General features: G+C 54.6%; 14 protein-coding genes. 11 read left to right on the top strand and 3 right to left on the bottom strand.

Annotation, left to right across the window (positions count from 1 at the left end; genetic code table 11):
• Positions 1-1,106: 1,106 nt before the first annotated feature.
• The 4 genes from CJ178_RS13205 (at position 1,107) to CJ178_RS13190 (ending at position 7,207) form a co-directional block, all read left to right on the top strand.
• Complete coding sequence (locus CJ178_RS13205; protein ID WP_095886867.1) at positions 1,107-3,071, top strand: hypothetical protein; 1,965 nt, start codon at positions 1,107-1,109, stop codon at positions 3,069-3,071.
• Positions 3,068-4,804, top strand: a complete 1,737-nt coding sequence (locus tag CJ178_RS13200) for a phospholipid carrier-dependent glycosyltransferase (protein WP_143547511.1) — start codon at positions 3,068-3,070, stop codon at positions 4,802-4,804. Before CJ178_RS13205 ends, CJ178_RS13200 begins: the two co-directional genes overlap by 4 nt.
• Before the next feature lie 83 nt (positions 4,805-4,887).
• Positions 4,888-6,021, top strand: a complete 1,134-nt coding sequence (locus CJ178_RS13195; RefSeq protein ID WP_051730636.1) for a cellulase family glycosylhydrolase — start codon at positions 4,888-4,890, stop codon at positions 6,019-6,021.
• A 268-nt stretch (positions 6,022-6,289) separates the two neighbouring features.
• On the top strand, positions 6,290-7,207 hold the full coding sequence (locus CJ178_RS13190) for a UTP--glucose-1-phosphate uridylyltransferase (protein WP_095887964.1): 918 nt from the start codon (positions 6,290-6,292) through the stop codon (positions 7,205-7,207).
• A gap of 65 nt (positions 7,208-7,272) precedes the next feature.
• On the opposite strand, the gene CJ178_RS13185 is transcribed toward CJ178_RS13190, so the two are convergent.
• Positions 7,273-8,727, bottom strand: coding sequence for a glycosyltransferase (locus CJ178_RS13185; RefSeq protein ID WP_095886866.1), 1,455 nt, complete (start codon positions 8,725-8,727; stop codon positions 7,273-7,275).
• Complete coding sequence (locus tag CJ178_RS13180; RefSeq protein ID WP_095886865.1) at positions 8,721-10,202, bottom strand: hypothetical protein; 1,482 nt, start codon at positions 10,200-10,202, stop codon at positions 8,721-8,723. Before CJ178_RS13180 ends, CJ178_RS13185 begins: the two co-directional genes overlap by 7 nt.
• A 1,225-nt stretch (positions 10,203-11,427) precedes the next feature.
• Between CJ178_RS13180 and CJ178_RS13175 the strand changes: the two genes are divergently transcribed.
• The 7 genes from CJ178_RS13175 to CJ178_RS13145 all read left to right on the top strand — a co-directional run bounded on the left by CJ178_RS13175 (position 11,428) and on the right by CJ178_RS13145 (position 20,589).
• Positions 11,428-12,915: a sugar transferase gene (locus CJ178_RS13175; RefSeq protein WP_095886864.1), complete on the top strand. Its 1,488-nt coding sequence runs from the start codon at positions 11,428-11,430 to the stop codon at positions 12,913-12,915.
• Between the two features lie 193 nt (positions 12,916-13,108).
• Complete coding sequence (locus CJ178_RS13170) at positions 13,109-14,245, top strand: glycosyltransferase (RefSeq protein ID WP_095886863.1); 1,137 nt, start codon at positions 13,109-13,111, stop codon at positions 14,243-14,245.
• Positions 14,246-14,254: 9 nt separating this feature from the next.
• Positions 14,255-15,397, top strand: a complete 1,143-nt coding sequence (locus CJ178_RS13165; RefSeq protein ID WP_095886862.1) for a glycosyltransferase — start codon at positions 14,255-14,257, stop codon at positions 15,395-15,397.
• The gene (locus tag CJ178_RS13160; protein ID WP_095886861.1) at positions 15,394-16,704 is read left to right on the top strand and encodes an oligosaccharide flippase family protein; all 1,311 of its coding nucleotides are present in this window, start codon (positions 15,394-15,396) and stop codon (positions 16,702-16,704) included. Before CJ178_RS13165 ends, CJ178_RS13160 begins: the two co-directional genes overlap by 4 nt.
• A gap of 15 nt (positions 16,705-16,719) precedes the next feature.
• Entirely contained in the window at positions 16,720-17,781 is a 1,062-nt protein-coding gene (locus tag CJ178_RS13155; RefSeq protein ID WP_095886860.1) for a glycosyltransferase, read from the top strand.
• Positions 17,782-17,806: 25 nt separating this feature from the next.
• Positions 17,807-19,105 (top strand): hypothetical protein, encoded by a 1,299-nt coding sequence (locus tag CJ178_RS13150; RefSeq protein WP_095886859.1) that lies wholly within the window; start codon positions 17,807-17,809, stop codon positions 19,103-19,105.
• Positions 19,106-19,263: 158 nt separating this feature from the next.
• Complete coding sequence (locus tag CJ178_RS13145; RefSeq protein WP_095887963.1) at positions 19,264-20,589, top strand: UDP-glucose dehydrogenase family protein; 1,326 nt, start codon at positions 19,264-19,266, stop codon at positions 20,587-20,589.
• 443 nt (positions 20,590-21,032) lie between these two features.
• On the opposite strand, the gene CJ178_RS13140 is transcribed toward CJ178_RS13145, so the two are convergent.
• Entirely contained in the window at positions 21,033-22,883 is a 1,851-nt protein-coding gene (locus tag CJ178_RS13140; RefSeq protein ID WP_095886858.1) for a DUF4012 domain-containing protein, read from the bottom strand.
• Positions 22,884-23,039: the final 156 nt, after the last annotated feature.

Raw genomic sequence — 23,039 nt, 5'->3', positions numbered from 1 at the left:
CGCCATCAACAACGCCGAGTTGGAGGATGGTGCCGCGTCTAGCGGTGAGCGCGTCTAACAGTGAAGTTATTCGTATAGCCGCACAGGCGATGTGCCGCGCAACCCGTCCTAGCGTATTGAACAGTGAGTTCGTCCTTGCTGCGCACTGCATGGTTGGGCAGGCGGGCGAAGGTGGATTGCGTCACTTCACTCGTGATCGTGATGCATGTTGTTGCAGTCGGTACGCCATGGAATGTAGTGAATCCGCTCTGGCTGCAAGGTAACTGAGGACGATACTGAACGCGAGGCGGCGGATCCGAGCGCTGCAAGGCAATGCAACGGTTATCGGCTATCTGGAAACTGATTGAGCCACAAGCCTTTCGCGGATGCGTCGTAAGTCGCTACTTGGACACTTGTACGAGAGTTTGTGTTCGAGAATATCGAATCGCGAACTCGACATATCGTGGGGCGGAATTGTCACTGACTTCGTGGCGGTTGAAGTCTCGAAGATGAGGAGCGCATTGCCTCTCCGAAGTTGTGGCCACTTCGCTTGCCCTTGGACTGCGAGTTAGTCGAATAGCGCAGTGCCCAAACATTTTTAGTGAATTCCGACATCTGGGCGGTCGTGTAACGCGAAGAAGGCTCGCGATTGCGAGACTGGTGCGTTGTGCCGTGCGCTCGAATTGGAACTGACGCATATACGAGGTATAGGCAAGCACTTGATAGTTATCTTGGACTGCAAGTCGCGGTCACGAATTCGGGGCGGAGGTGTGCTCGGGCAGAGGTGACGACTGTAGCGTCTGGTGCCAGTCGGGATTGGCATCGCGGGATTGCGAAAAGATAGCAAGAACGCAATTCCTGTGCAGCGTCAGTGAACTCGCTGTGAATCTACATGCCGTCCAGGTTGCTGGGACGTTTGGCATATCCCTTCGTGCCCTAGCGCCTAGTCGGCGCAGTTAGGTAAATCTCATTGTCCGGGATAATTAGCCACCGTACCAATTGGCGGTTATGGTCTGTTTGTTGAAATTAACCCGATCACGTGATCGTGGGGGCGGGACGGTCGTAACTCTTCTGCCCTTGAAACATTGTTCGTGTTTCGTGTGATCGTTCCCGAGGAGAGTTTGTAGATGGTCCCCAGTTTTAACGGGCTGCGTCGTAATCTGACGATGACGCTTGCGGTTGCCTTCTGCTTGGTCTTTGCGTTCAACACAATTGCCGGGGCACAGGTGGTCGAGAATGCTGCTGAGTCCAATGCCGCGGCGAACGTCGGCGCGATCTCTCTCAAGGAACTTGGCCGGGGAACTGATGTAGTGTTCGCGGCGAATGACGAGCCGCTGACTGTTTCGCTACCGGTACCTGACGGCCTCACTGCAACTGCTCTCATCGGGACCGTCACGGCACCTATCGATTTCAGTCGAGGATGGATCGAAGTAAGCGCTGATGGTCGCCCCGTCTCGCGAGTGGAATTTGATGCTGCTCAAGTTGGTCAGGGACTGCCGATTTCGATACCGCTTGCAGGTCTGAATGTTATCGATCGAAGCATCGCCGTTTCGATGATCGGGCATCTCGTTCCCGTCGACGATCGTTGCTACGACAGAAGCAACTACCAACCACTCGCGCTGCGAAACACGTCGATCGTCTACGACGGCACCGAAGCGCAGCCGTCGACGGTCTCGAACTTCTTTCCGCCGATTCTGCGTAAAGCCACGATCTATCTCGCGAACAATACGTCACAGGCACAACAGACCGCCGCACTGCTTCTGAGTGCGTCGATAGTGAATCGCTATGGCAGTCAACCAGACGCAGTGGTTCTCGCCGAGTTGCCCGCCGGGCAGTCGCTCCCAGACTCCGTCCCAGGTCTGTTCGAGCGGAACATTCTGGTTGGTGCCGAGGGTGAGGGTGGAATCGACCTTGCCGCCGGACCCAGTGGATACCCTGTCCTGCGTTTGACCGGTGACGACAGATCGCTTGTCCCGCAGGTTAATCTGCTCGCGGCAAACTTCAATGGTTTCTGGGCCGCAAGCCAGGCACTGACGGCATCGGCGAAGGCCGTCGCGGAAATCTCTCGCGACGTTGTTCCTGTCGGCGACTTACGGCTCGGATCTTTGACGTCGTCAGGGCTCGAGCACGTCCAGGTTGAGGTGCCGTTCACCCAGTCCCAATTGGGCCGAGCAATGAAGAACGTGACCGTGCGCATGATTGGAACCTATGTTCCGATGCCGAGTACACGAAGCGCTCAGTTGTCGTTCAGCGTGGGGGATCAGCGTCTCGACAGTCGGGCAGTGGATAACAGTGGTCGCTTCGACATCGAATTCACGATCCCCGACGAGTTGGTGACGCGGGAGATGAACGTGACGGCAGCGCTGGATGTGTCCGGCGATTTTCAATGTGGGAGCAGCAACGGATCGACGCTGACGATTGATCCGGAAAGCACGATCAGCTCAAACGTCGCTGAACCGGCAAATCCCGGGGGCTTCCAGTCATTGCCACAGTCGATGCTGCCGATCGTAGAAGTGGGGACCACGCGCGGAGATTTCTCCGATACTGTTCGGGCGCAACGTGTTCTGGTTCAGATGCAGCGGCTGAGCTACTTGCCGTTGCAGCCGCGAGTTCAGTCGTTTGTCGATGCGGCTTCCAGTCCGCTGCCGGCGGTGCTGGTCGCTGCAGACGGAAAGCTCCCGGATGGCGTGGATCTCGACCTGCCGATGGAAACTGCCGATCAAGGCTTGCTGCGGTTGCGCGGTCTTCAGTTCAATGCGCCATACGGCAGCATGCAGGTTGCTGTGGTTCCAAACCACGAAATCGTTGTTGTCACCTCTAACGGTGACGCAGCCGATGTCGACAAAATGCTGAACTGGCTGGAAGGTGATCCGGCACGGTTCGGAAGGCTCGCTGGTGATGTCCTTGTTGCTCCTCGCGACGTCGATCCATTCGACATCAGCGTCAAACTTGCACCGGTAAGTGGGGCGAAAACCAGCGACAACGATAGCGGCATCAGCTCCACCACAATCGGTTTGATCGCAGCAGGCACCGCAGCACTGGTAGTTATTTCTGTGGGTGGCGTGCTGTTCTTCAGGCGCCGTTCACAATGATTGTCGCCGCACCAGCGGAATCACGAACGTTGGACTCTGCCGGCCCCATTGAGGAAGAACGTCAACGACTGCCCTGGGGGGTCTACACCGCGGTGGCCGTGGTGTACATCGTCCTTGGTGTGTGGCTGAACGCGGAGATCAAATTCATCTTCACCGATGCAATGAGTCGGGTTGCTGCAGTATCTGCAATGTTGTGGAGCCGCGATCCGCACTTTGCAGCAATCGGATTCGTCTTCACTCCATTAACCGCAGTTGCACAGATTCCGCTGGGTCTGTTGGGGAACTGGTTTCCGGAGTTGTTGCGCTGGAACATCACTGCATCTGTGACGTCGGCGCTTTTCATGGCCGGAGCGGTCATGCAGATTCGAGGCATCGCACGTGATCGTGGGTGCGCTCGATGGGTGACGATCATCGTCACTGTGTTGTTTGCTCTCAATCCCATGATTCTCATGTACGCGGCCAACGGCATGAGTGAGGCGCTGTATCTCTTCTTCGTCATCTGGGCTGTTCGCCGCCTCATCAGATGGATGCGCAACGACGACGCGCATGAGCTGATCGCAGCCGGTTTGGCGCTCGCACTGGCCTATCTGACCCGGTACGACGCCCTTGCACCTATGTTCGTTGCGGTGGTGCTCGTGTTCGTGGTCAGTTGGTTGAGATTTCCGAAGACTGACACCGACGACAAGTTTCATCGGTCGTGGGCAGCTGCGATTGACGCGACCGTTGTGTTGCTTCCGGGGCTCATCGCATTTCTTGCCTGGTCTGCCTCGAGCTGGTTGATCACAGGGCAAGCGTTTCAACAGTTTTCGTCGGTGTACGGCAACAGTGCGATTATCGAGCAGGCCGGTGGAGCTGCCGATACACCGCTGACCCGGATGATGTTCTCGCTGACGGAGATAGCGGTACTCGGGCCGGCGTTCCCGGTGCTAGCGGCCGCGGCAATTGTCTTGGCGTGGCGGCGGCGCGATCCCGAAGTAATCGTTCCGATCGTGCTGTTGGGCTCAGTGCTCGGCGCACAGACCCTGCTCTACATGATGGGCTCGACGTTTCCGTTTCTGCGCTTCTATCTTGCTGTCGTCCCGCTGTGTTTTGTGTTGGCAGTGTTGATCTCACCACGCGAGCTGCCCGTTGTGTCGCGTAGGCCTGGGCGTGCCGCCAGTCCCGAGTTGGTCCGGGATCAGCCGAAATACTCCGGTCCGTCGATCATGCTCGTTGTTGCGCTGGTACTACTGCTCGGGTCAACTGCGGTCACCTTTGTCGCAATGGGAAGTCCGCGACTGGCGTCCTTGGAACACTCGCTTGCGAGTGTCGTCATCCCAGGCCGCCAGGATGCCGCCGAACAGGCGATTCTGCGGACCTTCGGAGCAGAACGCAGGATAGCCGACTATCTCGATGACCTCGATCTGCCCGATGGATCGGTGCTGACCGATACGGTCTTGGCCTTCGGTGTCATCACTGCGTCTGATAATCCGAAACAGTTTGTGATTACCTCCGACACCGATTTTGTGAAGATATTGAATAATCCGTCGGAGTCCGGAGTTGAGTACATATTGACCGTTCCCAACGAGGAGCGCGGAGTGGCTGACGCCATTAATCGACGGTATCCGACCATGTACGAAACAGGCTCCGGTGGAATTGGTGCGTTGGTCATCGAAGTGGAGAACGATGGGGGAACGGTACCGCCAAACTGGCGGCTGTATCGGCTGACGGGCAATAAGCAAGAGGGAGGCTAAAACTCCGGATTTATGGGACACTTTGGACGCGGGGGGATGCTGCGTTCGAGCGATGGGTAAACATGTCTCCGAGAGTGAATAAAATGAAACCTCCAACGTCTGTGTGGCGTCGAGTGGCCGCAGTTCTTGTCAGTGCCGCTACCGTTCTCACCGTGAGTGGCGTGGCCGCACGCACGGTGGATGCGGCCCCGCAACCGGGAGCCCGCGTCACCGCCACCGTCGATGGATTGAAGCTCGACGGACAAGATTGGTGGCCAACAGGATTCAATGCCTATCAGCTCGCCACAGATTGGGGGGTGAACTGGGGTTGCGGTGCGATGGTCGATCTCGACGACTATTTTGGATCGCTGCCGGCAAAGTCTCTGACGCGTTTCAATCTGTTTCAGGCTTTGGCGATCAACAAGTTCACGGGTGAGCTGGATTTTGGACCTATGGACGCGGTGTTCGCCGCAGCTGAGGATCACAACCAGATGATCCTGCCCGTCCTCTCGCCGCAGGACGGAGCGTGCGAAGACGAAAATTTCAAGGAACGTAGTTGGTACGTAGATGGTTGGAAAGACTTCGACGCCAACGCTGCGAAGTCGCTGATCAGCTTTCAGGACTGGATGCATATAGCAGTTGCCAGGTGGAAAGACTCTCCGTCGCTGGCGGCGTGGGAATTGGTGGGAGAACCTGAACCGAGCCTATGCACCGACACGGCGTGCAATTGGTGGACCAGGACGTGCCCGTCCGACACAGCGCAGATTCTGCGCTCGTTCTACGACGCGGCTGGTGCAGAAGTGCGGGCGCTCGATCCCAAGACCTTGATTACGGCTGGGCTTCTCGGCGGCGGCCAATGTGGCACCGGCGGTGACGATTACCAGTACGTCAGCGAGTCGCCCTACGTCGACGTTGTTCAGTACCACGATTACGGCGCTGATGGTGTTGCTCTTCCCGGTGACCAGTGGAATGGACTGGCGCGTCGCATTACCCAGGCCACTGCGGCAGGAAAACCGCTGTTGGTGGCCGAAATCGGTGAATTGGCCGGTAGCTGTGAGCCTCTCGCAACTCGGGCGACACACATCGGCGACAAGATTGCGGGTCAGAAGACAGCCGGCACCGCCGGGGCGTTGCTGTGGGCCTTTGTGCCGGATCCTCGTCCGACGGAATGCACCATGGATATCGGTTACGACGACCCGCTATATGGAGTTGTCGCGGCTGAAGCCGAATGGGGCTGAGAAGCTCCGAATTCTAATAGTGCCCCTGGGACTAAGGTCCCAGGGGCACTAGTTCTTTCGGCGGCTTTTTGGGGAATTGTGTAGCTTCCTTCATGAAGCGGAGCCGGTGTAATGTATTGCAAAACTGACGTATGTTTCGCAGTAGTTTGCAACGTGCAGCTCAGAATCCGATAGGCACTCATCGAAGAGATCCGCGCGGCATCAGTGGTGTGTGGATGAAACATCAGTGGCGTGTAGATGAATGAGTCTGCATCAGGAAAGGTAAATGATGACTACAGTGCGATCATCCTCGATCAAGACTGCGGTGGTGCCGGCAGCTGGGCTTGGCACTCGTTTCTTGCCGGCCACCAAAACGGTTCCCAAAGAGCTTCTGCCGGTGGTAGATACACCGGGGATTGAATTGGTCGCCAGTGAGGCTGCTGCTGCGGGAGTGGAACGTTTGGTTATCGTCACGGCGCCCGGAAAAGCGGGTGTCATGGCGCATTTCCTGGAAGATGTTGTGCTCGAAAACAGATTGCAGGATGCGGGAAAACATCATCTCCTGGAGCGGGTCCGAAAGGCGCCGGGGTTGATCTCGGTGGAACCTGTTGTTCAGGAGTCTCCTCTCGGTTTGGGGCACGCCGTCGGCCTGGCGGAATCGGTTCTCGGCGCCGACGAGGACGCCATCGCGGTTCTGCTTCCGGACGATCTAGTGCATCCCGGTGGGGTGCTCGAGGCCATGTCGAGGGTCAGGGATGAGCGCGGAGGATCTGTTCTCTGCGCATTCGACGTGCCGCGACATGAAGTCAGTGCATACGGAATTTTTGACGTGGAGCCAGACTCCGACAACCCTGACGTTCTCAAGGTCGTTGGCATGGTGGAGAAGCCGGATACGCACAGTGCGCCCTCAACTTTAGCTGCTGTTGGCCGGTATCTATTGGATCGCAAGATCTTTGACGCCCTGCGCTCCATCAAACCGGGTAAGGGCGGTGAGTTGCAGTTGACCGACGCGATTGCCTTGATGATCAGTGAGGGGCATCCCGTCCACGTCGTGGTGCACCGGGGATCGCGTCACGATCTCGGAAACCCGGGCGGATTCCTACGAGCCTCACTTGACCATGCACTGGGGCGCGAAGAATACGGACCGGAATTGCGAATCTGGCTGGAGGAGCGTCTTCGCCAACCAGACCCGCAACTTACCTACTGAGATAAACAACTCCGCCCGGGACATCGTCCCGGGCGGAGTTGTTTGTGTGCGTGCGGTCGGAAGAATCAGTTGCTCAGACCATGAAACGTCTTCTCCCAGTATGACGGGTTCATAATCAATTGGTAGGTGCCCTTGATCGCGGCGATGCTCATCAGTACCCAATACAGTGGCGCTGTCAGGCACGCAATCAACAGGGCGGCATTCCGCGTCTCGCGACACGCAACAAGATTCATGTACATCACAGCGGCGTTTCCAAAGACGAGCGACGCGAGGGCCGGGAAGTACACGTAACTGGGGAAAATCTGTTGGATTATCGCGGGTTGACCGAGAATCCAGCCCAGGCTCAGAAGCCAGAAGATCGTGTTCAGTGCGGCAACCACCGGCGTTCCCGCCATCAGGATGGTAAATCGCAAGAACCCGACGGTCCCAATCCCGCGCCACAGCTTCACCGGCTGGCGCATGTGAACCAGCCAAGTCTGCAAGTAGCCCTTGTACCAGCGGGATCGCTGACGGATCCAGTTGATTGTGTCGCTGTTCGCCTCTTCGAGTGTTGTCGAGTTGAGGACGGCTGTGCGGTAGCCGCTTTCAGCGATCCGCACACCGAGGTCGGCGTCCTCTGTGACGTTGAACGGGTCCCAGGCGCCAATGTCGTCAAGCACGCTGCGTCGCAAATGATTTGATGTCCCACCCAGGGGAATGGGGGAGTTGCTTCGCATGAGGCCGGGCAAGATGAAGTTGAACCACAGGGCGTAGTCAGCGGTGAACCATGCCGTCAGCAGATTTTGTGTGCCGTTGTGAAAGGCGAGTTTCGCCTGGACACATGCGGTATTTGCCGGCAACTGAGCGAAAGTTGCTACTACTCGGCGCAATTGAAGTGGATCTGGCGAGTCCTCGGCGTCGTAGATCGTGATGATCTCGCCCGTGGAAAAATGAAGTCCGTAGTTACAGGCCTTCGGTTTGGTGCGTGGATCCGCCGCTGGGACTTTCAAGATGCTGACTACTTTGTCGACGCCGGCCAATTCAGCGGCTTCGATGGTGATCATGTCGTCTTCCTCGAGAAGGAGGAGAACTTGGAGTTTTTCCTTCGGGTAGTCGATGGCACGCATAGCTGCGATCAGATCACCGACAACCTCTGGTTCGTTGTAGGCGGGCACCAGGATCGTATAGAGCGGCAGTTCGTCATCGGTAAGGGCAAGTGCCACCTCGTCACTGATCGTCATAATGGCCGATGCGTCCAGGCCCCGCATGAAGAGGATGAGCCGATCAACCATCGTCCAGACATACCCGAGCGTGCACAGCAGAGTGAGGGTGATCAGAGTGGGAGTGAGGAAAAAGATCAGGCACAAGATTGCGACCGCGAGAAGCGCGAACAGGACATTGCGCTGCCAGGGGTAGAACGCCACCGAGGCAGAGGAAATCGGCTTGCGCTCACGCAGACCATTCACTGCGTCATGGAGGGCAGCAGCTTTGAATGCGTCGGAGGCTTTGTCTCCGTGCACCAGGAGATCGGTATTCACCATTGTTGAGCCTCCACGATGTGTCGTCCCAATGCCTCGAGCATCCCGAGGTCTTTGTACTGTGATTCGTTGTCCTCGGTTGAGCTTTTCCCTCGTAAGAGCAGAGCGAGACTATTGCCGCCATTCGAGGCCATCGACGGACTCGGCTCCGGGAAATAGGCGTCCGGTTCGTGGTTGTCGACGGTGATGAGACTGACGCGTTGTGCGGCACCGTCGCCACGGGTCCAGATGAAGTTGAGATTGCTCCAAGTGAGAAGGAGGGCGTCGTCGACGATGGTGTACATCTCGGCCACGACACCGCGCGTCAGTTCGACCTGCACAGTGGGGCTGACCCGCGCGTTCTGCAACTCGTATGTGGCACTGCTCGGGTAAACAGAGAGGGTAGCTGCACGACGGACCTGCAGAACATCCATTTGTACAGTGCGCTGGCGCATGAGAGCGTCCCACGCGGGATTTGGCGTATCGGCGCGAATTGTCTGTCGCGTCAGCGTGGATGTAGACCCGAAGTACCGCTGCGGCCAATCGAACTCTTCAGTGGAGATTTGACTCCACCCCGCCGGTACCACCAATCGAGGATCCGCAGTGGCCGGTGGGCCTTGGGAAATCGGAATATCGTCGGCATTGGGGAGCGGTGTGAGGGCGATCAGTATTGCAACGCCGAACACGAAGAGGATGGTCCAGTCGCTGGTTTTGGTTGACGGCTTGCGGAGCGGACGATCGAAAGGTTTTAGCGACTTGCCGCGGCGTTGATACAGATAGAAGATAGCGCCGACCAGCAGCGCAGTTCCGACTGCGGGAAATAGTTGAACCAGAAATAGCGGAACCGTCGGAAACTGGTTCGACAAGTAGTACACCAAGGCAGTGCCGAGGGCGATGGAGATCAAGAAGGCAACCAAACCTCGTCGCCAGTTTCGACTGACGGCAATGGTGGTGGCCGTGGAGGCGACAACAACCATGATGACGCTGTAGTCGAACCGAGTACCGCCCAATTCGATTGCCAACGTTCGGTAGAAAAGCGGGCTCAAAACCATGGGCGTCAGCCAGATCAACCAGTACCGATTGACGGGGCGAAGTCCGAACATGAGAACTGCTGCGCCCCAGACAAAGACCCAAGCCGCCAACGCATCGATGTGCATCAGCTCGTAGTTGTCCCCGAATCGCGGCATCAGCAGCGCCTGCATACCAAGCGCGACGAGTAAGCCGATGCCGCCAACGATCTTGTCCGTTTCCCGATCATGGATCGGGAGTTCGGGACCCCGCCTGAGGTCTGTACCCACAGCCGCAACAACACACAGCAGGGGCAGTACAAATACAAACCCAATCGCGGTGCCATCGACTGTGCTGCGCCACAGGTTGTTCCACGTTGGCCAGAACGCAAATATTGTGGCTGCTGCGATCATCAACCAACGGACCGTGAGCCGCGGAACAATTCCCGACTCAGCGCGGATAGTGCTGATCTTCAAGGTGTGTAGTCCCATTCGAGCGGTGAGCGAGTTTCCGCCGGTGTGCGTGACTGGTCAACGAACCGGATTGCGGACCTCGTTGGGGGTCTTCGGGTGTATGTCCGAATTTTGACCTTACGCGATTTTGCGCGACGCACGAATCGGACAACATGGGCGTTTTCGCCGGCCGACTGCCTCCCATCAAGTTGGTACGCGCTGAAGTTCGCGCCTCCAAGCTCAAGCGCGGAATGTCTATCTCGGATGTGTACTCACCCTGATTGATTACATGCACCTTTAGGGACGTAAGTCCCTAAAGGTGGTTACTTTCGGTCAGCATTGCTAACGCGTGAGGTGCAATCCCGAACTTTCAATGCTAGGCAACTTTCGGGTTGACGCATCTCGGGGTACTGCAAACTTCGCGTACCAGACAAAGGCGATTTGTCCGATCATTGGCTTGGTGGAACATGATCGCGTCCGTCCGCAATCATGTGAAGTGCGTACTTGAATTCGCCATCATTTCACATCGTGAGATTCCGACAGCAGTGTGAGCAAAATAATATAGACGCTAAATGGACAATCGTCCAGCAGGAATCGTCGGAGTCGTGCGGTTTGGACTTTGCAGTATCGGTTCATTCGCTTCTGGATAGCCGTAGTTATCGCCCGCGAATGGTCAAAAACTGAAACGGGACAAAGGTCGCAAACTTCTCGGGTGATTTGGTCTGTATCCCGTTCGTGCAGTCACGAATACAGTTTGTTCGACGGATAAGGCCTTGATCTGCATGTATCTCCGCTGTTTACGTGACTGGCAACTAGTCGGCACACTGCTGCCACGCAGGCAAGGCGGGAAAGCTCCGGTATTTGCTGAGATGTAGCTAGATGCGGTGGAATTAGGTCGACACAGCAATCGAGTGACCTGACACATAAAACAGGATGCTCGGCGATCTGCCGTTTTGGGCGAAGTGTGTGCTTGAGCTGGATCACCACCGTCGACCTGCGCCGTTGTTAGATTTGATCCAGCTGCGGGGTGGTGGTGGAATAGATTCCGCAAGGTACGTAACGGACAGCCGCAGAATACGATCAATCAGTGTGAAGCCGATGTGCGGGGCGCTTGCTCGAGTCGGGTCTGGTGGTCAGGCGATTTCGGATTGTTTCGAGCACTTTTCAGAAGAGTAGTTGATTCGGAAATTTCCTGACCAGGAAGGAGAGCTGACACGTGACAGCGCTCAACGAAAGCGAAGGGTCTCGGACGAGCCCTCGTGCGGTGGCGCCGGACGTTCAAACGGTGGCGCCTGACGCACAGTCGGAGGTGTCTTCGCGACATCGATGGCAAGCGGCTTACGTTCGACGATTGGCCGTCAGTGACGCGGCAATTATTGTCACAGCGGTCTTTCTTGCTCAGTGGTTCCGTTTCGGTGCGGACTCAGGCGGCGTGAGTACCAGCGGTATAGGAAACTACAGTTACACCGCCGTCTCACTCGTATTGATCGTTGCGTGGATCGCGACGCTAAGCATCTTCCGTACTAGGTCGATCCGAGTGATAGGGAGCGGGCCCGAAGAGTATCGGCGAATCTTTGTCAGCACGGTGCGACTCTTCGGATTGATCGCGATAGGCAGCCTGCTCCTTCAGATTGACATCGCACGCCTCTATCTGGCGTTTGCTTTCCCCGTCGGAATGATCGCATTGATGGCCGACCGCTGGTTCTGGCGACGAATTATTGCCCGTCGACGTGCGCGGGGTGAATTCAGAACCTCGGTGCTTGTTGTGGGAAATCGTCACGCCGTGGTGAATCTGGCGGAGAACTTCGAGCGCGGATCGGCTGACGGATTCAGGGTGGTTGGTGTTTGCACACCGGGCCACAACAGTGACATGAACGATGTGATCACGGTCGGAGGCCGACGTATCCCGGTCTTAGGCGACGAACACGATGTCACCCGTGCCCTTGATGTGGTGGGTGCAGACACCGTCGCCGTCACTGCGACCGAGCACTTGGGCTTGGACGGAATGCGCAAACTTGCCTGGGATCTCGAGGGCAAGAGAGTAGATCTTGTTGTCTCGCCAGGCATTCTGGATGTCTCAGGCCCCAGGCTCTCGATGCGCCCGGTTGCAGGCCTTCCGTTGATCCACGTGGAACGCCCGCGCTATCACAGCGCGCAGAAGTTTGCGAAGACATCGTTCGACATCATCTTTGCCACAATGATTTTGATTCTCATCAGCCCTGTGCTGCTCGCTACAGCGGTGGCTGTGAAGATGACCAGCCCGGGCCCAGTCTTGTACAGGTCGGAGAGAATGGGCTTGGACGGCAAACCGTTTCCAATGTTGAAGTTCCGTTCGATGGTCCAGAATGCAGACAAGCAAGTCGATGCACTGATGAAGAACAACGAGGGTGCCGGCGTTCTGTTCAAGATGCGTGACGACCCTCGGGTCACGTCGGTTGGGCGCTTCATGCGCAAATTCTCGATCGACGAGCTGCCGCAGTTCCTTAATGTGTTGCGACGCGAAATGAGTGTTGTCGGACCACGTCCTCCGCTGAGGCGAGAGGTCGAGGCGTACGACGGTACGGTGAGCCGGCGTCTTCTTGTCAAGCCCGGAATTACGGGACTGTGGCAGGTGAGTGGACGTTCTGACCTCTCGTGGGAAGACACTGTGCGACTGGATCTTTCCTACGTCGACAACTGGTCGATGATGGGGGACGTACTGATCGTTGCGAAGACGCTTAAGGCGGTAGTGGCAAGCGATGGGGCGTACTGACTTGCTGACATTACGTGACATAGAAAGATGACGACGAACACTCGACTCGATGACGATTAGCGATATGAAGATTGTGTCGACCAGAGAGTCTGAACAACAGTGTGCGAAATCAATTTTGATCAGAATGTCACAGATCGTCAGACCAAAGGACTTCAACCCATTTCGTTGCGGTCAGTAGAGATTTGAGGAAAGAATGTCCGGCGCAATCGTCCATGAATGGATCGAATCGACAGGCGGTGCGGAGAAGGTCGTTGAGTCTTTCATTGACCTGTTCCCCGGTACGGATGTTTTTTGTCTATGGGATGACGCACCGGGCAGATTCAAAGGTGTCGACATCAATGAGAGTGTGTTATCTAGAACGCCCCTGAGACGCAGTAAGGCATTAGCTCTTCCGGTTATGCCGCTAACGTGGCGCTATATGCGTGGTGAGCATGACTGGGCGCTCGTCAGCAGCCATCTGTTCGCTCATCATGTCCGATTCACTAACAGCCCGGACATCGAAAAGTACGTTTATGTTCACACACCAGCGAGGTACCTCTGGAACCCCGAACTGGATTCCAGGGGGAATTCGCGAATAATTCGCAGCATCTCGCCGATATTCAGGTCGCTTGATCGACGTCGAGCGAGTGAATCAAACAAGTATGTAGCCAATAGCAATTTTGTTCGAGAGAGAATTGAGTCTTCTTGGGGCGTAGAGGCAAACGTTATACACCCGCCGGTAGATGTCGAGAAGATCCAGTCGGAATCTGACTGGCGCGACCGACTGGGCGCTCAGGATGCACAGACCCTTGAGGACCTACCGGGAGAATTCATTTTAGGGGCGTCTAGGCTCGTTGAATACAAGAGGATGGATGCGGTAATTCGCGCTGGTTCAGTAGCCAAGATTCCAGTCGTTATAGCGGGATCGGGCCCGGATCTGGAACGCCTTAAAGCTATTGCTCAGCAGTCGAATGCGCCAGTGGTGTTTCTGGGTCGTGTAAGTGACGAGCTTTTATATGCGTTATATAACCAATGTACTGTGTACGCTTTTCTTGGGGTCGAAGACTTCGGAATCATGCCGGTCGAAGCAATGGCGGCGGGGGGCCGAGTTGTTGCAAACAGGGTTGGTGGCGCAGGTGAAAGCCTGGTAAATGGCGAATCTGGAGCACTTTGCAATCCAGATGATTTGCAGGAGCTACTAGCCGCAATATCGGCCGCAGCCGGTATCGACAGAGATTCCTGCCGGCGGCGGGCAACCAAATTTAGTGAAAATCGTTTTAAAAAGGAAATCGCATCGTGGGTTGGGCATGATCGAGTTCCTGGACACGATACGCAGATCGAGACGAAGTAGGAAAATAACATGGCTCCCAGGGTAATCGTTCTATCAACTGCTGACTTCCAAAGCCCGGTTTGGACAAACAAGCAGTACCTCGCGGTCGGACTTTGCGAGACGATGGACGTCGTCTACATCGAATCAATGGGGTTACGCTCCCCGAAGTTTAATCGATCGGACATTAGCCGAATCTGGGGGAAAGTATTCAAAAGCGTAAATTCCCAGCAACGTGAAGACATTTCAGATAAGTATGCGCGGCTGGAAGTGGTCTCTCCAAAGGTCTTGCCTTTTCACGGTTCGCGAATTGCGGCCTGGATAAATAAGAAGCTAATTGCCAAGACTATTGTTTCTGAGATAAATCCAAAACCCGACGATGTCCTGTGGACGTTCTCTCCGTTGACCTACGGATTGGAGAACTATTTTGCGAAAGTGGTCTATCACTCTGTTGATCTTCTGCACACGCTGCCAGGTACACCAACAGCGGTACTTCTCTCGGCTGAGGAGAATCTAGCTCGTCAGGCAGACGTCGTTATCGCGAGTAGTGCTGGCGTCTGTTCGCATCTCAACGCAATTGGGGTCCGCGATGTACAGCTATGGGAAAACGTGGCCGACGTGGAAACGTTCAAACATAGTCAGGTTGAATTGCGCGAAAACCGCGCGGTATTCGCAGGAAATTTGACATCTACAAAGGTAGATTTCGAACTTCTTCGTAGGGTTGCTGAGTCTGGAGTGAGTCTGACCCTGGCAGGCCCTGTGAGTATCGATGGAGTCGAGAGCGATCAGGAACTTCAGGAGCTTCTCGGGCACTCCAATGTTAACTATCTGGGCAACCTCTCTCTCCAGGAACTCGCTAGAGAATGTGGTCGTTCAATGGTCGGGCTGATACCTTACTTGAGAAACGATTACACAACGGGGGTATTCCCGCTTAAGATATACGAATACCTGGCCGCCGGAATGCAAGTTGTATGCACGCCGATAACAAGCGTCGTGCACGGAGCGCCAAAGGGAGTATCTCTCGGTGATGGCGACGAGTTTATTCGTTTGACGCATGACGCACTCGCATCCTTCACCAAGGAATCAGCACGAGAGAGGACTGACTTTGCACAGGATCACTCGTGGTCGAACCGAATAGTTCAAGCACGCAACTTAGTCGGTGAATTAACCAGATGAACATAGCCTCCCGCTTCAAGCATATTAAAAAAGATGACCACAATATATCGACTGAAGGAATTCAGTCGAGCGCTCGGTCGGAGAAAATTCGCGGAATTCTAGCGTACGGGCTCGGTCCGATTCTTGGCCTATTGAGCGGTCCGATTCTTGCACATGCGATGGGGCCCGAGGGCCGTGGACAGTTCGCGGCTATTATGCAACCGATTAGTGTAGCGGGGGCCATTGCTAGCATTGGTATTCCTGGAGCTGCGGCCTATTTTATCGCGCGTGATTACGACCCAAAACGGATATTTCTAGTATCACTAAAGTTATCAATAATACCTATAGCAGTCGTTATGTTGGCAATGGCGTGGTATGGAAGATTTGTGAGCGATCGCCAAGAAATCGACTACGGCTTTATTATGTTGTGCTGGTCGGTAATTGCAGTCTCTGCAATCGTACAAATAAAGCGAGGGTACTGGCAAGGGTTGGGTGATTGGAAGAGATTAGATCTCGAAAGGTCATCATTCGCACTGCTTCGATTTTCTGCGGTAGCTATTGTTGCTCTTTTAGGGGCAGCTTCGGCAATATATTTTTCTGCTGCGGCGCTGTTCGCATTTATTTTATCGGCATTAATATTGTTCGTTCCGTTGAAGTTGGTGTTCAAAGCAGGAAAACATATCGGGGTGCAGCCCATAGCGAAATATGCATTATTTGCATCAGCTGGGACGATAGCCACAATTGCTAGTTCTAGACTAGATCAACTGTTAATGCCCGCCACAACTTCAAGTGTGGAACTTGGATACTATGCAATTGCGGTGACTGTAGCCGAGGTTCCTCTAGTGTTGGCGGCCTTGGCGTCGAGGAATTCTCTTCGCCAGGCTGCTCGTGGCGACGGTAATAGGCTGATCGCGAAAGAGTGTCTAATGTTTTTTGTAGCATCCGTTTCGGCATCGTTCTTGGTATTCATGCTGGCAAATCCAATTATCCCAATAGTGTTTGGGGAATCGTTTACTCCAAGTGTGCAAGCGACCCGTATTCTAGCTATTGCAAGTGTAGCGGGTTGGATATCTATCGTAGCTGGTTCAGTTGTGGCCGGACGAGGTTATCCGGGCTTGTCGTCGATTATCGCTCTTTCTGCCTTGGCGGTCACATTGTGCTCATTTGCAATTTTCTGGAATGAAATAACTAGCGTCAAGGCAGCAAATATATCTCTTCTAAGTAGTGTTGTGGCAGCTAGCGTTGGTCTGGTCCTTGTATCAAAGTTGAAGGCTCGATCAGAGCCAACTATAAATCTATCTATGTCTGACGCGCGCGAAACTAGTTGAGTAGAGGAGCAGCAAATGAAGATTGCGATTATTGCAAGTTCGGAGACAGAAGGCGGCGCGGAGCAGTATATCTACCGTCTTTACTCGGAACTGCGGAGGCGGTACGATGTCGAGCCATATTTAATCGGTCAACTACCAGGTTGGACTGCTGATCTGGGACCGGTTGATTCGGCGGGCGCAGGACCCAAACTTACGCGAAGGCAACCATTTTTTGGTCAGGTTGTTAGATCAGTCAAGACTGTCCCGATGATAATACGCGCGGTTAATGAAATTAATCCTGATTTGATTCACGTTCAATATTTGAAAGAGAAGTTCATATTTCCAAGGATTCTGGGACGAAATTACCCTATCGTTTGGACAGAACATGGACCACTTCCAGACAATTTTCCTCCAGGCTCTGAAAGAATTCTTGCATGGCAGGCGCGGAAAGCGAAAATAATCTCTGTAAGTGACGGTGTTAAAGAATCTCTTAAAGAAAAAAATATGTCCGCGCAGACGATTCCGAACGCTTTCCCTGGGCCAGTGTCGTTTCGCGACGGATTTAAGTCCGCTGATCAGAGGCGTGTAGTGCTATTCGCCGGGCGGTTACACGAGAACAAACGTGTCGACTTGCTAGTTAGAGCGGCAGCCTTGCTTCCGGAGATAGACTTCTTGATCGCGGGAGACGGGCCGGCCCGAGTAGCGATTGAACCTTCCGCGCCAGAAAATGTGAAGTTCTTGGGAAAAATTGATGATGTCTCTGCTCTGTATGATGTCGCTGATCTGGTTGTTATACCGTCAGGCAGGAAGGCGCGCGAGGGGTGTCCACTGGTCATGTTAGAGGCGCGGTCAGTTGGAGTTCGCGTATTGATGGCCGAGGATTGCCATTCGACATTGGATGCTGAAAGTCTCGGATGCGGGATTTTCTCCCCTACAGTAGAGTCACTGAGGGTTAGTATTCTTGATTCGCTCGCGCAGCCAAATCGACCGATTTCAAAATCTGCCGAAATTGAGCGATCTACCGACCATTGGGCTGCAACGCACTACGAATTCATGCAAAATTCAGTTTCCGCCCGATTGAGTGTATCGAATCGATGACGGACTTTGACGGAGGCGGCGATTAATGGCGAGCGAGATCCTATTCTTCTCGATTATCGCTTTGATTTCGATAAGAGTAATTGGACTATATCGAAGGGGTCAGCTCGAATATGGAATGGTCTCGGGTTTGGGTGCGTGGATGTACCTTATATGCCTTTGGATTCCAGCAAACCTGCAATCGAGCGGTCAACTAGATAGTAAAATCGAGCGTGCCGGAATAATTGGACTGCCGACGTCGATGGAAATAGAATCATTGACGCTACGATGGTCGCTTGAGGTCGCGTTGATAGCGTGTGCGGAATTGATAGTCGTACTCTTTCTGCGCGTTAAACCTCTGCCGAAAAGTACGATTTCCGATTCAACGTGGAAGTATGTTTCATTCTTTCTCGTTGTTGTGGGAGTCGTTGCGACCATTATATTTCCTGCTGATTTGAATAGTCGTGGCGCCGAGGGGCAAGGTATTTTTGTCCTCTTGCGCACATCGCTGGTTTGTGGACTTTCTATTATCGCTTTCTTTAACGGATTCGGGAAGAAGTCTATAAGATTACTGCTCGTAATCGGTGGCGCTTTTCTGGTTTTTGAGAATGTGCGAAGCCCTTTGCTCGTGATTCTTATATCTCTTCTGGTTGGATTTATTTCCAGGGGTGAGATATATCGGCGAAAGAACTTGTTTTACCTTTCTGTACTTGTAATTGTTGGTATATTTGTGGCTGCATTCATGTCGGAAATGCGGGCTAATCTGACTCGGAGTGAGGGATATAGTACAGTACAGCTGATCGAGGAAATGTCTGCGAATCCTCTTGTAGTGCCATTCCAGTCTGGGATTGACACTCTGGATGGCTATAGATTTTCGAAGGCTATTTCTAATTCAGAACCCGCTCGGCCTCTCGATCTTTTATCCCCTGTTACTAATTTCATCCCTAGAGCGATTTGGCAAGACAAACCCAGGTCTATTTCTGTGGAAGTCAGCACGAAATATCTCGGCTACAAGTCAAGTGGCCAATTTCTGTCACCGGTCGGGTTCTTGACTCTCGCCACCGGATCGTACGCCATGGCGTTGACGTTATTTTTCCTTTTTATGGTCGGGATGGCAATTCTTGTTCTTCGATATCGGAAACAATTCTGGCTGTCGATCATTCTGGTTGTTTTGTTCAGGTTCTTGCTAGGGGGATCCGCTTTTGATGTCTATTACGGTATTCTCTTGACCCTGATTATTTGTTCGGGAATAGCGGTTGTGAAATTCTGTGGGAAGAAAGACATGGTTGCAACCAACCCGAATTTTGATTCGGCCCCTGTTGAATATGTGAGAGGGCGGTCAGGGTGACGAAACAGAGGTGTTACCTTTTGAAGGCCTCCTCAGATGAGTATTCGCTATGAGTTGGGGGGTTTTTCCATCAATGGGCTCCAGTGGTTTCTTATGATTGTAGCGAATTTCATCGGTTTGCGGTCGAATTATTTCTTGAGAAAGTGCGGGTGAGAGTGATGTCGGAGAAAATTTCGGTATTCGGTACGGGGTACCTGGGTGCAACTCATGCCGCGTGTATGGCGGAACTTGGGCATATGGTCTTGGGGGTAGATGTTGATGAAGCGAAACTCTCAAAGCTCAATGCTGGAGAAGTGCCATTTTATGAGCCGGAACTTGAAGAGGTGCTCCAACGTAACATCGCTGCCGGGAGACTTCGCTTTACCTCCTCATACGAGGAGGCGGCTGATTTCGCGGATGTGCATTTCATTGGAGTCGGCACCCCACAGAAAAAGGGTGAGTTCGCAGCTGATATGAAATTTGTTGACGCTGTCATCGAGACGCTTGCTCCGCTGTTGACCCGGCCTGCGGTAATTTTCGGCAAGTCCACCGTTCCTGTCGGCACTGCAGAGCGTTTGGCGTTGAGGGCTCGAGAGTTGGCCCCTGCAGGCGATGACGTCGAGGTCGCGTGGAACCCGGAGTTTCTACGTGAGGGTTTTGCCGTCAAAGACACGTTGCACCCGGACCGTTTGGTGCTTGGTGTCGACCGAAACCGGCCAGGCCGGGCAGAAGAGGTTGCGAGAGATGTGTACGCGCAGCTGCTGGATGAAGAAATTCCTTTCCTCGTTACGGACCTCGCGACGGCGGAATTGGTGAAGGCATCTGCCAACGCTTTTCTCGCGACTAAGATCTCCTTCATCAATGCTATCTCCGAAGTTTGTGAAGCAGCCGGCGCTGACGTGACGGTCTTGGCTGATGCGATTGGCCATGATGCGCGTATCGGGCGCAAGTTTCTTAATGCGGGCATCGGCTTTGGTGGTGGTTGCCTTCCAAAGGACATTCGTGCGTTTATGGCACGCGCTGGAGAACTTGGTGCAGATCAGGCATTGACCTTCCTCCGGGAGGTTGACAATATCAATATGCGTCGTCGCACACGGATGGTCGAACTGGCCCGGGAATCGTGCGGCTCGTTGCTTGGCGCGCGGGTTGCTGTGCTGGGTGCAGCGTTCAAACCGAACTCTGATGATGTGCGTGACTCTCCGGCTTTGAACGTTGCCGGTCAGATTCAGCTTCAAGGCGCCGCGGTTAGTGTGTATGACCCTAAAGCGATGGATAATTCGCGCGCGCTTTTCCCTACATTGAGTTACGCGAATACGGCTCTAGATGCATGCGAGGAAGCAGACGTTGTGCTCGTGCTGACTGAATGGCAAGAGTTCAGCAAGCTTCAGCCGGCGGACCTCGACGCAGTCGTGGCGAAGAAGGTGATAATTGACGGTCGGAACTGCTTGAATCCCAGCCAATGGCGTGCAGCTGGCTGGACCTATAGAGGCTTGGGACGGCCCTAGTCGGCGTCATTGATGGTGTGTCGAACAAGAATCGGACCACCACTGGCTTAGGTAAGGCCGCGCTGAATTTGTTGGTCTCTTCACACGCCTGACTGTCAGCTTCAGTGGGGCGACTTGCATTCACGCGGAGACTGTTGCCGCGAGGAACGGATCTTGGTCGCCCTTCGCAGGGTCTTAACTTCTTGATTCGGCGTCTGTGTGATCGAAATTTGCTGTGCGCTCAATTTGGGCGTGAAATGTCGCTCGGTGACAGCCGGAAATCGCTGGTAGACAGGAGGCGTCGGAAGTTGAAACTGGACAAGTCGCACAGGCAACCGCTGCGGCAGGACATTTGATTGCACGCGCCTTTTGCATTTGGCATTTCAGACGCTGCGGCGTGCGTTTGTCCAAAGTAATGACGGGCCGCCACCCAAATGGGTTGAGCGGCCCGTCGATCTATTGATCTAGCAAGTAGGTACGTCGATGTTCACAGTAGCGTCATCTACCAACGGCTGCACGGGCACTCGCGCTTCACCAGCCGCAGTGGGTTCGCTGAGGTTGAAGACAACATCCACCGTTTGACCCTTCGGAATCTCGGCCAAGGTCATGAAAACAGGGCGACCAAGTTCCAGTCCTGTTGCGGAGAAGGCGATCTTTCCGCCCACCGCAACACTTTCCAACTTCGCTCCCTGAGTTGCGAGCAGCGAAACAGCTGCCATGTTGGTGCCCTGAGGAAGGTTCTTGGGATTCGCCACCATGCCGTCCACATAGTCCGGAAGATCGCCTGCCGGAGCGTTATTGGTGAGACTGACAGTTATCTTCGAACTCCTGGTACCGCCCTCGCAACTGTCAGCGGAGTAGTTGATCGAGCGCGTCAGGTAGTAGTCGAGCTTGTTGCCGGCCTGGTTGTTGATCACCACACCCGCAAAAGGTGCCTCATCCGTGGGCACGGTATGACCCAAAGGTGTTGTGGCAAGTAGTTCCTGCTCTTCGGGATGTGAGCTCCACACGGCGATACGGCCTTCGGAGACACCGCGACCCAAAGCGTCGAGAAGTGCGCTTGCAGAGCTGATATTGCCGGTCATCTTGTCCACCACAAGTGCGGCAATAGTCTGCAGGTACTGCTTGCGCGCGTTGTTGTCATCCGCGAAACGGACGTAGGCCGTTGACTCGGTGAGTTCCACAACGTTGTCGGCTGTAACCTTTTCGCCGTCGGGCATTGTGACCGACCCCACAACTTTCAGTATGTAGCTCAACGCAATTGGATCTATCGCGATAGCTCCGTCGACTACCTCGCCGTTTGACTCCTGCTTCCACAATGACTGCCAAATTTGTGCAGCGTAGGGGAAGTGTGAACTGAGGTTGCTGTTGCGGAAATCGGTGGTGGGACGGCTCATTCCGTAGAGAGCGGCAAAGTCAGGACCTAGGTCTATTGGACTGTTGTCCATGCTCAGCTCGGAGTTGCGCGCCAACGTCTCGACTCGCGCGGCCCCGTCGTCGACACGGACGATTCCGTAGCCGCCCAGCAGTCCGCCTGTACCGCGTGCCTCGGCGTTTGTCTGGAATCCGATGAAGTAATTGCGTGGTCCGTCGGCTCCGAGCATCGTCGGTGCGAGCCGTGCCGCGAGCGCCGTGTTCTCCAGAAGGTTAGTCAGCTCAGTAGTTTGATCCACTAACGAGGTGCGCGCATCGTTAACTGCGCCTATGAAGTTGGCTTCCGGGACGGCCGCCGCTCGGGTCGACAACTCGGCCGCGGAGGCTGCTGTCTGTTCGAGAACGGGTGTGGCTTGCCGCAATGGTTCGAGCGCAATCTGGCCCCCTGACTGAATCAATTCACCAGGAGCAAGCGCGGTTCCAGCATCGACCGCAGGCAAGAGGACGTCGTTGGTCAATCCATGGACCACATCTGTCATTTGTTTGGTGGTCTCGAACGGGCTGCCGACGACTGGGATTGCTGACGCGATGCTCCAGGGGAGGGATTGCGTCTCCGAATATGCCAAACTCGCATATTTGTCGGCATCGGCTGCAGACTGCTCGGCGGCCTCCGTGTCGCCAGCGAGGAGTGCCGTCTTGGTGGACTGCGCGTGATCGCGTGCCGCTTCGAGATTGCTCTTTGTTGTGATGGCGGAGTAGCCCATCCAGGCTCCAAAAGCGACGACAACCAGCACAAATGCACTGGAACCGGCAACGATGTTGCGTCGACGGTTGGACGTCTTGACGCGACTGCGGCGTCGAATCCGAGTAGTAGATGTGGATGTTGAATCTATTGCTTCGGATTCGTCATCGGACCTTGGTCCCGATGTGGTGCTGGACATTGCGAATTACTCCTGACTTTCGGGGTCGTCAGAGGTTACCGCGGTGTGCCAGAATTGACCCTGAAGTGGTGGGAGGGGGCGTCGCACCGTAAACTTCAGCCTGGCCGTTCTTGTTGTGCGCGTAATTAGATGGACCTGATCAGCCGGCGTTTCCAA

The sequence above is a fragment of the Rhodococcus sp. ACPA4 genome (assembly GCF_002300185.1).
GTDB lineage: Bacteria > Actinomycetota > Actinomycetes > Mycobacteriales > Mycobacteriaceae > Rhodococcus_F > Rhodococcus_F globerula.
The sequence above is the reverse complement of the archived record's forward strand: the minus strand, read 5'-3'. Positions and strand labels throughout refer to the sequence as shown.